This window comes from Liquorilactobacillus mali KCTC 3596 = DSM 20444, from assembly GCF_000260415.1.
Lineage (GTDB): Bacteria > Bacillota > Bacilli > Lactobacillales > Lactobacillaceae > Liquorilactobacillus > Liquorilactobacillus mali.
Genome location: NZ_BACP01000025.1, coordinates 1 through 12,415, shown reverse-complemented (window position 1 = coordinate 12,415; position 12,415 = coordinate 1). Strand labels below are relative to the sequence as shown.

At 37.1% G+C, this 12,415-nt stretch carries 10 protein-coding genes and 1 pseudogene; 9 read left to right on the top strand and 2 right to left on the bottom strand.

Annotated features, from left to right (window positions below; all coding sequences use genetic code 11):
- The first annotated feature begins 11 nt into the window (after positions 1 to 11).
- Positions 12 to 179, top strand: a complete 168-nt coding sequence (locus GSM_RS15365) for a hypothetical protein (RefSeq protein WP_235720337.1) — start codon at positions 12 to 14, stop codon at positions 177 to 179.
- On the top strand, positions 155 to 886 hold the full coding sequence (locus GSM_RS13950; protein WP_235720338.1) for an aldose 1-epimerase family protein: 732 nt from the start codon (positions 155 to 157) through the stop codon (positions 884 to 886). The genes GSM_RS15365 and GSM_RS13950 overlap by 25 nt, the downstream gene beginning before the upstream one ends.
- 142 nt (positions 887 to 1,028) lie before the next feature.
- Here the strand turns inward: GSM_RS13950 and plsY are convergent, their stop codons facing one another.
- Positions 1,029 to 1,643 (bottom strand): glycerol-3-phosphate 1-O-acyltransferase PlsY, encoded by a 615-nt coding sequence (plsY, locus tag GSM_RS03405; protein WP_003690296.1) that lies wholly within the window; start codon positions 1,641 to 1,643, stop codon positions 1,029 to 1,031.
- Positions 1,644 to 1,858: 215 nt separating this feature from the next.
- On the opposite strand from plsY, the pseudogene parE reads away from it, so the two are divergent.
- The 7 genes and pseudogenes from parE to GSM_RS03370 all read left to right on the top strand — a co-directional run bounded on the left by parE (position 1,859) and on the right by GSM_RS03370 (position 11,724).
- Positions 1,859 to 3,843 (top strand): annotated as a pseudogene (parE, locus tag GSM_RS13945) (DNA topoisomerase IV subunit B).
- A complete protein-coding gene (gene parC, locus GSM_RS03395) occupies positions 3,843 to 6,299 on the top strand; it encodes a DNA topoisomerase IV subunit A (RefSeq protein ID WP_003690300.1) in 2,457 nt (818 codons plus the stop codon). The pseudogene parE and the gene parC overlap by 1 nt, the downstream one beginning before the upstream one ends.
- Before the next feature lie 246 nt (positions 6,300 to 6,545).
- On the top strand, positions 6,546 to 7,691 hold the full coding sequence (locus tag GSM_RS03390) for an acyltransferase (protein WP_003690302.1): 1,146 nt from the start codon (positions 6,546 to 6,548) through the stop codon (positions 7,689 to 7,691).
- On the top strand, positions 7,691 to 9,211 hold the full coding sequence (locus GSM_RS03385; protein WP_010077813.1) for an AMP-binding protein: 1,521 nt from the start codon (positions 7,691 to 7,693) through the stop codon (positions 9,209 to 9,211). Before GSM_RS03390 ends, GSM_RS03385 begins: the two co-directional genes overlap by 1 nt.
- Before the next feature lies 1 nt (position 9,212).
- Positions 9,213 to 10,184, top strand: coding sequence for an aliphatic sulfonate ABC transporter substrate-binding protein (locus tag GSM_RS03380; protein ID WP_010077812.1), 972 nt, complete (start codon positions 9,213 to 9,215; stop codon positions 10,182 to 10,184).
- A gap of 18 nt (positions 10,185 to 10,202) precedes the next feature.
- Positions 10,203 to 11,033: an ABC transporter permease subunit gene (locus GSM_RS03375; protein ID WP_003690332.1), complete on the top strand. Its 831-nt coding sequence runs from the start codon at positions 10,203 to 10,205 to the stop codon at positions 11,031 to 11,033.
- Entirely contained in the window at positions 11,005 to 11,724 is a 720-nt protein-coding gene (locus GSM_RS03370; protein WP_003690333.1) for an ABC transporter ATP-binding protein, read from the top strand. Before GSM_RS03375 ends, GSM_RS03370 begins: the two co-directional genes overlap by 29 nt.
- A 154-nt stretch (positions 11,725 to 11,878) precedes the next feature.
- Here GSM_RS03370 and GSM_RS03365 read toward each other — a convergent pair.
- Positions 11,879 to 12,415 (bottom strand): SDR family oxidoreductase (locus GSM_RS03365; RefSeq protein ID WP_010077811.1); only part of this gene is annotated, 537 nt, incomplete at its 5' end.

The following is a 12,415-nucleotide window of genomic DNA, read 5'->3' as shown; positions in this document are numbered from 1 at the left end:
GGGAAAATAAGATGACAATTAGCTTAGAAAATACATTCTTGAAGGTTTCTTTTGATGAACATGGCGGTGAACTGACGAGCTTATTTAACAAAAAAATAAACTTGAATATCTTTGGCAGGCTAATCCTAAGTATTGGGGCCGTCATGCACCAGTCCTGTTTCCAATCGTTGGTAGACTAAAAAATGATGAATATAGCTATGAAGAACATAAATATCGGATGACACAACATGGATTTGCCCGAGATATGGATTTTGAAATTGAAACAAAAACTGATAAACTTGTAGTTTTCCGTTTGAAATCGAACGAGAAAACTATGCAAAAATATCCCTTTGAATTTGTATTATGTATCAAGTACGAGCTTATGAGCGATACATTAAAGGTTAGTTATTTAGTTGACAATCCAAGTAAAAACCAGTTGTTGTTTTCTGTTGGTGGCCATCCAGCATTTAATGTTCCTTTGTCATCCACAGAAACATTTTCTGACTATCATGTAGCAGTTGCTCCTAATAGAATTTATCAGCAAATTCAACTCCAAGGAAATTACAGTGATTCTAGACATCCGCTTGATTTTACTGCTGGAACCATTGATGTTACGAGGGAAACATTTAAAAATGATGCAGTTATTTTGAAGCTGGAGGAGAAGAGTACTGAGTTAACGCTAACAACGGCCCAAAGAAAAAATGGTATTCGTTTTAATACAGGCAATGCTCAGTATGTTGGAGTCTGGTCGAAATACCCAGAAGAAGCTCCTTTTGTGTGTATTGAGCCGTGGTGGGGCTTGGCTGATGATGTAAGTGCCAGTGGCGAGCTAACTGAAAAGGTTGGTGTGCATGTACTAAAGGCCAATGAAAGTTTTAGCGGTTTTTATAAGGTTCAAGTTTTTTAAAAAGGCTATAAAAGTGGCTATAAGGTAGGGGAAGTACTATTTATGCAGAATAATAAAGGAGCCAGGCCAAAATTCAACTTTTGGACCCCGCTCCTTTATTTAACAGAATATAAATTGTTGTAATATACTTAGACTATGTGTTTTACTTCTTGTTTTTCTTCCTGTAAACCAAACCAAAGGGTACTAAGTTCTCATTACCATTTTTGATTCGTGATAAATTCCCCTTGTGGCGATAGAAAACGAAAACTGTTAGAATGAGTGCAATAACTGTCAAAATCGGATCATGGAAGAATAACGATAAGATTGTAATCAACGTCATTCCCACCATACTTGCAATACTGACCATGCTTGAAAGATATAAGGTGGTCAGGAATATAAGCCATGCAACAACAAAGAATAACGGACTATATGCGAGTAAAATACCGGCACTAGTTGCAACCGCTTTACCGCCTTTAAATTTCGCAAAAATTGGAAAAACATGACCGATAACCGCAGCGCATCCTATTATTAAAACATTGATATGAACATCGAAGAAATAAGGTTGACATGCAGCAAGTGTCCCTTTTAGCATATCAATTAATAAAACAATTACTCCTGCTTTTTTCCCAAGTACTCTGAAAGTATTTGTTGTTCCCATGTTGCCACTGCCAAATTGGCGAATATCCTTATTATAGAATATTTTACCAATCCAAATACCTGATGGAATTGATCCAAGAAGGTACCCTATTATTAACATTAATACAATAGTCGAATCCATTACAGATTGACCTCCTTTAGCTTAATACGACCTATTCTATCATTTTTTCGGCATTATCTACAAATCTAATTTTATTTGTATTACGAATTTACTAACCGCTAAAATAAGTGATTACTTTACAATTTGCAATTTCATAAGGTATGATATTCAAGTTGGAACGTAAGAACGAGCATTAATTCAATACTCCATGAAGTAGAAGGGGTTTAATATAATATATGGAAAAAACAAATTATAATGATGATTCAATTCAAGTGTTAAAAGGATTAGAGGCTGTCAGAAAAAGACCAGGGATGTACATTGGGTCAACTGATAGTCGTGGATTGCATCATCTGGTATATGAAATAGTTGATAACGCCGTTGATGAAGCGCTATCTGGATATGGTAAGGAAATAAATGTGATTTTGCATAAAGATAATAGTATTTCAGTTGTAGATCATGGACGTGGCTTGCCCGTTGGAATGCATTCCTTAGGAATTCCGACTGTTGAGGTCATATTTACAGTTCTTCATGCTGGTGGAAAATTCGGCCAAGGAGGCTACAAGACCTCTGGTGGTTTACACGGAGTTGGTGCCAGTGTTGTCAATGCTCTTTCTTCAAAGTTGACTGTTAATACCATTAGAGATGGGATTGAGTATGAAGAAGACTTTAAAGATGGCGGGAATCCTATTGGCACACTGCGTAAGATTGGAAAAACTAAAAAACAAATGGTACCACAGTAACTTTCAAACCTGATGAAACCATCTTTACAACCACTAAGTATAACTATGACACACTAGCTGAGCGGCTACGTGAATCGGCCTTTTTATTAAAAGGTGTCAAAATTACAATTACTGATGAACGAACCGAACAAGAAGATATTTTTTATTTTGAAGATGGAATTAAGGAATTTGTTGCTTATCTCAATGAAGATAAGGATACATTGGGCAATGTAATGTATTTTGACGGCATTAAAGGCGGCATTGAAGTTGAGGTCGCTGCTCAATACAATGATGGTTATTCTGAGAGTATCTTGTCGTTCGTAAATAATGTTAGGACTAAGGATGGTGGTACACACGAAGCTGGCATGAAATCAGCTTGGACAAAAGCATTCAATGATTATGCTCGCCAGGTTTCTTTGCTGAAAGAAAAAGATAAAAACTTGGAAGGCAGTGATGTTCGTGAAGGACTTACTGCGGTTATTTCGATTCGTGTTCCAGAAGAACTATTGCAGTTCGAAGGACAGACAAAAGGAAAGCTTGGAACACCAGAGGCACGTTCAATAGTTGATAGCGTTATCTCTGAACAGCTTGGCTTTTACTTAATGGAAAATGGTGAATTTGCGCAGGATCTGGTTAGAAAATCTTTGAAAGCAAGAGAAGCAAGAGAAGCCGCACGGAAAGCAAGAGATGAGAGCAGAACAGGCAAGAAAAAGAAAAAAGAACGATTGTTATCTGGCAAGCTAACACCTGCCCAATCTAAAAATGCTAAAAGAAATGAGTTATTCTTGGTCGAAGGTGATTCTGCTGGTGGTTCGGCTAAGCAAGGACGAGATCGGAAATTTCAAGCAATCTTACCATTACGTGGAAAAGTGTTGAACACCGAGAAAGCCAAGTTATCTGAAATTCTCAAAAATGAAGAAATTAATACGATGATTTATACAATTGGTGCTGGTGTCGGTACAGATTTTACAGTAGATGATGCCAACTATGACAAAATCATCATCATGACTGATGCCGATACAGATGGTGCTCATATTCAAACATTGCTGTTAACATTCTTTTATAAGTATATGAGACCAATGATAAATGCCGGAAGAATATATATAGCACTACCTCCTTTATACAAGATCCAAAAGAAGGTTAAAAATAAGAATGTAATCAAGTATGCTTGGACTGATGATGAATTGCATTATGCAACTAAAGAAATGAAAAAGGGTTACACACTGCAAAGGTTCAAAGGTCTGGGAGAAATGAATGCTGATCAACTCTGGGAAACAACAATGAATCCAGAAACAAGGACACTGGTTCGGGTTAAGATTGAAGATGACACTCTGGCCGAGAAACGTGTTACGACTCTAATGGGTGATAAGGTAGAACCACGACGCAAATGGATTGAGAAAAATGTTCAGTTTACACTGGAAGAAGATGGCAGTTTATTGGACAACACTGTTGTTGCAGGGGCACACCATATTGACGGAAAGCCAGAAGGGGGTGTTGAATAATGGTTGAAAACCAAGGCAGTAAAATTCAAGAACTCTCACTTGAGGCCGTTATGGGTGAACGTTTTGGACGTTACTCGAAGTATATTATTCAAGAACGTGCTCTACCTGATATTAGAGACGGTTTAAAACCTGTTCAGCGCCGTATCTTATACGCGATGAATCAGGATGGTAATACTTACGAGAAAGCATTTAGAAAATCTGCTAAATCTGTAGGTAATGTGATGGGTAATTTTCATCCTCACGGTGATAGTTCGATTTATGAAGCAATGGTTCGTTTGAGCCAATCGTGGAAGCTACGTGAGCCGCTTATTGAGATGCATGGAAATAATGGATCGATGGATGGTGATCCACCTGCGGCTATGCGTTATACAGAAGCACGTTTAAGTCAAATATCAGGTGAGCTGCTTCGCGATATTGATAAAAGCACAGTTGACTTTGTTCCCAATTTTGATGATACAGATATGGAACCAACTGTTTTACCAGCGCGTTTCCCCAATCTGCTTGTAAATGGTGCAACTGGGATATCTGCAGGATATGCCACTGAAATTCCGCCTCATAACCTCCATGAAACAATTCAGGCACTACTTTATTTGATGAGCCATCCTAAAGCTACACTTGATGATCTGATGGAATTTGTGAAAGGTCCGGATTTCCCAACGGGAGGAATTCTGCAAGGAATAGATGGTATTACTAAGGCTTATACTACTGGGCGCGGACGCGTTATGCTACGTGCGAAAACAAAAGTCGAATCCTTAAAGGGTAATAAAGAGCAAATTGTCATAACTGAGATACCTTATGAAGTGAACAAAGCGATTCTTGTGAAGAAAATAGATGAAATCCGCTTGTTAAAGAAAGTTGAAGGTATTGCTGAAGTTCGTGATGAGAGTGACCGTGAAGGTTTACGTGTCGTGATCGAACTAAAACGAAATGCCAATCAAGAAGGTATCTTAAATTATTTGTTCAAGAATACTGATTTGCAGATATCATATAATTTCAACATGGTTGCAATTAATAATATGCGGCCTGAAAATGTAGGGTTGAAACAAATATTGACTGCTTACCTTGAACATCAAAGAGTTGTAACAACAAGAAGAACCCAATTTGAACTTGAAAAGGCTCGTGAACGTGAACACATTGTTGCTGGGTTAATCAAGGCATTATCAATTTTAGATGATGTAATCAAAACGATTCGGGCAAGCAACAATAAAAAGGACGCAAAAGACAATTTGGTTGTTAAGTACAGCTTCACTGAAGCGCAAGCTGAGGCTATTGTGTCACTGCAACTCTATCGTTTAACAAATACTGATGTAACTGCTCTTCGGGCGGAAGCAAAAGAATTGACTGATAAGATCAGGAAGTTTGAACTTATTCTGGCAAATCCAAAAGAATTGGATAAAGTTATTAAGAAGGAAATCTTGGCAATTGACAAGAAATATACATCTGAGCGAAAAACAGTTATTCAAAACAAAGTTGAACAGCTGAAGATTGAAACAGAAGTTCTTGTTGCTCCCGAGGATGTTGTTGTTATGGTAAGTAGGGATGGTTACCTTAAGAGGAGTTCTCTGCGCTCATTCAAAGCATCTGATGTTACAGAAAATGGTTTGAAGCCTGAGGACTCGGTTGTGTATCAGAAAACCATAAATACGCTTGACCATTTCTTTATCTTCACAGATAGTGGAAACGTGATATATCGTCCTGTGCACGAAATTCCCGATTATAAGTGGAAAGACACGGGTTTACATCTTTCCCAATCAATAGGACTCAAACCAGATGAGAAGATTCTGGCTGCATTTGCCTTTAAAGATCTGGAACAAGCTGGTAATTTTGTACTTGCTACAAAAGAAGGTAATATTAAGCAAACTGCTTTTGTTGATTTAAAACCGGGTAGAACTTATAAATCTAGAGCGAGTCAAGGTATGAAGTTAAAATCTGATACGGATAAGTTGATCTTGGTTAATTTCGTACAGTCTGAGCAGATCGATGATATGTATGTTTTGGCAATCACACATGGTGGATATGGGCTAAGATACTTGTTATCCGAGGTCCCAGTATCAGGTGCTAAAGCTGCAGGTGTTAAGGCAATGGATTTGCGAGATGACTTTATTGCTTCAGTCTTGTTGGTAACAGGTTCTGAACAGGTTGGAATTCTTACACAAAGAGGTGCATTCAAGCGAATGTCAGTAGCTGAGGTGTCCCCTACAACTAGGGCAAGACGTGGTGTCCAAGTTTTACGGGAACTAAAAAGAAATCCTCATCGTATTGAATTTGTTTCCTTATTATCGAAAGAAGAACCTCAGGATTTGGCGATAATCACTGACAAACAAGAAACAGTAATTATCAATCCATTTGAACACCCCACAGGTGACCGTTATTCAAATGGTTCGTTTGTAGTTGACACGGCTACTCAAGGTAATCCAATAAGATTTATAGTAACAAGAGAGAAAAAAGAAGAATAATAATTAATGGTCCTGTTAGAAGTTAGCAAAAGCTGATTTTTAGCAGGACTTTTTTTAATAATTCACAATTAATGTTATTTATTTTACTTTACTATCTTTTTTTCACAAATAATTCATACATTAGACATACAGCAGTCAAATCAATATTTTAAATTATTATATGGGTAATAAAGAGTTTATTTCTGCTTATTTTGGGAGTGGGGAAAATAACGACTTTATTATAAATTATGGTATAGGGGTCTTTGGATGAAGAAAAAGTATTTATATGAAGTTGATTTAATGAGATGTATTTTCATTTTTGGGGTACTAGCAAATCATGTAACATCATCATTTATTGCTAGTTTATCAACCGATTCAGTTCCGCAGTTAGTATTGTTAATGACGCATTTATTGCTGCATTTCACAAGAATGGGATTCATGTTCGTCACGGGATTAGTACTGTTTTTACAATATTATAAAAAAGATCAGGTAAATTATCTGGCCTTTTGGTACAAACGTTACAAGGGTGGTGGAGTTCCCTACTTATTTTGGAATGGATTTTTCTTAATATTTGCTGCTATTGCAGTGGGTGATAATTTGAATTTTCGTAGTTGGTTAACAGACTGGTATTCAGCTTTGATTCATGGGGATCAATTCTATATGTACTACATTCTGGTGACATTTCAGCTTTATCTGATTTTTCCATTATTACTTAAATTGTTTAAGAAGTTGAATGGTTATCATTTATTGATATTCTCAATCAGCGCGTTAATCCAATTATTTTTCTTAATCTGGACAAAATATATATATCCAGAGATGAATCATGATAACTGGCCATACTTACTGAAGTATTACGGTAACTTTGTTTTATCATACCAGTTCTACTTTATTGCAGGTGGATTTGTTTCAATTCACTATGATGAAGCCAAGGCATTCATCATAAAGTATCGGAAAATTGTCTATACACTCACTGCTTTATTAGGATTAGGAACGTTTGGTCTGTTTTATATTAACTGGTATGTCCTCAAGTTAGGTCAGCATTACACTGAGTTAGTACATCAGCCTTACTTGATGATTTATGCTTCACTCATGATTTGTACTGTTTGGTGTCTTAGTCTTTCATATTCGAGTCATAGAACGCAACCAAAATGGGAGAAATTTGCAAGATTTGTTTCCTTATCTTCAAAGTTATCCTTTGGTGTCTATCTGACTCAAACTATTGGGCTGACATTTTTAGCGTATATTTTATCGAATATTAAGGGTTATTTGAATGAATGGGTATTATTCCTGCTATTACCAGTAGGATACTTAGTTGTTTTAGGAATCTCATGGCTAGTATCATTCATTCTTTACAAAGTTCCTCCATTTGGAATATTGATTGGACGCCCACAAAAGATTAGGAGGAGTAAATAATGACAAAATTAACTACAGAACTTGCAATGCATTTAAAAAAGAATGTTAATCGTGAATTTTTAAAAGATGAACGAATGAACAAATGGTTTACTGGAAAAGACGTGGAGGAAGATATAACAAAACTTCAAAAAATTTTTTTGAACGCCCACATGGGCAGTGGAGACATTGCATTTATGTGTCTTGAAAATTCGGCTGCATATGTTCCAATCAACCAAGCCTTGTGGCGATTAGGTGTTACTGCTCATCCAGTCTCGGAAAGTACCTCTGATGTAGAACTTGTCAAAGACTTTCGCGAGAATCATTATGCAGCAATTATCTTTAATGCCAGCCGTGCCGAAGTTTTCAGTAATTTCACTGAACTGGATAAACAGACAGTTCAGTTGCATACATTTGAAGATTTGGTCATCCTAACAAGAAATGATTTGAACATAGGTGACAAGGAAGCTAAGCCAAATGAGCAGTCATATGGTTGGATACTGAATACATCTGGAACTACTGGAAAGCCTAAGAAGGTTGGCCTGACTCATGAGATTATGTTAAAAGCAGCACACTATGACTTGGAGAGCCATCGTTTAAGTGCAGCTGATACTGTTTTGATTATAATGCCAATGTTTCATATTAATGCACAGGAATTAATCGTTGTTTCTACACTTCTATCGGATGGGAGATTAGTGATCGCACCTAAGTTCAGTGCAAGCCGTTTCTGGCAGCAGGTAATGAAGAATGATGTTACATGGTCCTCAGTGGTTCCTACAATTGTTTCTATCTTATTGAAAAATGAGAAGGCCTTAGCCCAATTTGACCCAAATCACAAACTTCGCTTTGTTAGGTGTGCTTCTGCGATGCTTCCAGTTAGCCGTCATAAGAAATTTGTAAAAAAATTTGGTGTTCCATTGCTTGAAGGATATGGTATGACAGAATCTTGTAGTCAATGTACTCTGAATCCATTAGACAATATAAAAATTGGTTCAGTCGGTAAACCATACCATACTGATGTAACAATTATAGATGGGGATGACTTTACTGATGCACCAGGAATTCATGGAGAGATTGCAATTCGCGGTGATCACGTAATTACGAGCTATCTTGATCCACATCCCGACTCCTTTAAAGACGGTTGGTTCTTAACAGGTGATTTAGGATATTTTGATGAAGAGGGTTATCTGTGGTTGGAAGGTCGTAGTAAAGATGTTATTAATCATGGTGGTGAAAAAGTCAGTCCATCAGTTGTCGAAGATGTTCTTGGAAACTTGGACTTCATTAAACAAGTTGCGGTCGTGGGATTGCCTGATGAACTATATGGCGAAATTGTAGCGGCTGCCGTAATTGATGATACCAAAGATTCTGAGACTCTGGCAAAACACCGTCAACGAATTATTGATTATGCAGCAACACATCTTGCTAAGTATCGAAGACCAACTGAAATCTTCTTTTTAGATAAATTTCCATTAAATCCAACTCGCAAGATATTAAGACCAAAATTGGCAGAGATACTACAAGAAAAGAGGACTGTGAAATAGTATGAAGAATCTTAAAAAAAGTTTTATCGCAATTCTTTTATTATTTTGGTGTGGAGTTGCTATTTATGGCTGGCATCTGACAAGAGAAGATGCTGGAAGCTCCAGCTTGAAGAATGTTGTACTGGGATATCAAGCTGGAGATGAATTCTATATCTCTAAAATCAGAGGTCAGTTCGTTAAAAAGATGAAAGCGAAGGGATACAACGTTAAGTTCAAGGAATTCCAAAATGGTGCGGCAATGCTGCAAGCACTTGCTTCAGGTAATGTCGATTATGCGCGTGTAGGTGATACACCACCCGTATCAGCCTTGGCAGCGGGTACTAAATTAACTTATGTGGCGGCTGGTGGAACAAAAGCAAAGGGTAGTGGAATTTTGATTCGCAAAAATTCTTCAATCAAAACATTGGCAGATTTAAAAGGTAAAAAAGTTGCATACACTAAGGGTACAAGTTCACAATACATGTTGCTAAGGGCACTTAAAGTAGCTGGATTGAGTAATGATGACATAACTTGGGTCAATCTAGATTCGGATGCTGCGAGTGTTGCATATTCTAAAGGTAAGGTTGATGCTTGGGCTAACTGGGATCCTAGTGTAGCACAAGTTGAGATAACCGAGAATTCAAAGTTACTTGTTGATGGTACAACTACAAAGGCACTCAACCGAAGTTTCATTGTTTCACCAACAACTTATGCAAGTAAAAACAAAACATTGAGCAAATTAATTATTAAATATACTGAGCAGGATATGAAATGGGCTAACAAAAATCACTCTAAACTGATTAAAAAAATGAGTGCAGACTTAAAACTTTCCAAGAAGGTTGTTCGTAGATCTGTTATCCGTAGAACATTCTCAATGCATGCAATGTCAAAGAGTGTCGTAAAAGAGGAACAAGAAATTGCTAATGTATTTTACGACAACAACATTCTTACAAAGAAAATTGATGTTTCAAAGCATGTTCAGTATCTTAAATAACTAATAAGGAGAAAGATTATGGAAAATATTGAAACGAATGAAAAATATCATTTTTCGTTTAAGTTTAAAAATTCATTACCTTGGTTGATTCCTGTTTTCTTGATAGTTTTTTGGCAAGTTGCTTGCAATCTCTCGTGGGTCAATGAAACTTTGTTACCATCTCCAATTGATGTTGTAACAAATGGTATTAAGCTCTTTAAGAACGGTGAACTTCAAGAAAATATGAGTATCAGTCTTTACCGTGCAACTGCTGGCCTTCTAATTGGCGGCGGACTGGGTTTTGTTTTAGGTTTCATCAATGGTGTTTCACGTAAGGCAAGGTTATTGTTTGACAGTACTATTCAAATGTTGCGCAATATCCCACATTTAGCATTGATTCCACTGATTATTTTATGGCTTGGGATTGGTGAATCTGCCAAAATCTCATTGGTTGCGTTAGGTTGCCTCTTCCCGATGTATATTAATACTTACCATGGAATTACATCTGTTGATCCTAAGTTAATTGAAATGGGCAAGTCTTATGAGTTGAGTAAAAAGGATTTGTTTATCAAGGTTATCTTTCCTGGAGCCCTTCCAACTATTTTGATGGGTGTTAGGTATGCACTTGGCGTAATGTGGACGACTTTGATTGTTGCTGAAACAATTTCGGCAAGTTCAGGTATAGGTTATATGTCAACTAACGCTGAACAGTTCATGGATATGAAGACGATTGTTTTATGTATTTTAATCTATGCTTTGTTAGGAAAGTTATCTGATTTTATTGCTAAAAATTTAGAGGATATTTTCCTAGAATGGCGTGCAGTTGAAAGGAGGAATACAGATGCCTCAGAAACTTCTAGAAATAAATAAAGTTGGTAAATCATACGGTAAAAGTGTTATTTTAAGTGATGCTAATCTGGTTATTAATGAAGGTGAATTTATTGCATTAGTCGGTATGAGTGGTGGCGGTAAAAGTACGCTATTACGAATGCTGGCTGGTCTAGAAGAGACTTCCGCTGGATCCATTATTCAAGATGGTAATAAGATTCAGGGGTTAAATAAAGAAGCTCGTGTAATGTTCCAAGAAGATCGTTTGCTTCCATGGATGAATGTTATGGATAATGTTTTGCTGGATAAAAGGGGCAAACAATCAGTTAGTGAGGCTACTGAGCTACTTACACAAGTAGGCTTAGGACAGTATGTTGAGCAGCTTCCTTCTCAATTATCAGGTGGGCAGAGACAGCGTGTTGCTTTAGCACGTGCCCTGATGTCACATCCGCGTCTTCTTCTTTTGGATGAACCATTGGGAGCACTAGATGCATTAACGAGAACCAAGATGCAAGACTTGATTAGAAAAGTTTGTCAGGATAAGGCAATTACAACTTTTCTGGTAACACATGATATTAATGAGGCTGTAAGAATGGCTGATCGCATTGCAGTAATCAAGAATGGAACAATTTGGCGAATTGTTGAGAATCCATATCGTGGTAAAGAAAGCCTTGGTGACAAAGAGAAAGAAGTTGAAATTTCTGAAGAGATTCTTGCCGAAATTTTAGATTAAGTGAGCAAGATGGTCTAAACTAATTATTTTTTGAATTATGGCAAAGTGATTAGGTATCTCAGTTTTGATTTGAATAGAGATTTTAGTAATTAATTATAAAAAGGCTTGATTTCAACGGATTTAACCGGAAATCAAGCTTTTTTTATTTGTCTTGTTATAGAGCACTAACACCACCGTCAACATTAATTATTTGACCAGTCATAAAGTCGTTCGTTATTAAATAAAGATATGCCGAAGCAACTTCAGTGACTTTTGCAGTGCGCTTCAAGGGGATGCCTGCTGCAATTGATTGTTTTTGTTGTTGCAGTTGTGTGGGTGAGAGATCACGCCACAATCCAGTTGCTGTCCAGGTCGGAGCAACCGCATTAACACGCTTGTGTTGGGATGCTACTTCAATAGATAACCCTTTAACCAACAAATTAATAGCATGATTACCAACGATTGCACCTGATGCTGTACTTGGGTGACCGCCCGTTCCCGAAGTGAAAGTTAGCGATCCGCCTTTATTTAGGTGTGACACAGCCAATTGCGCAAGTTGCAGATTGTCAAAGAACTTACCTTCTATTACTTTTCGAATTTTTGTCAGTGAGTTGTCTAAAAAACCGCCACCCATTGCACCTCCGAGAGTTGAAACAATGTGATCAAATGATTTGTGATTTGCAAAAAAATCAGCTAATTGTTTTTGATCAGT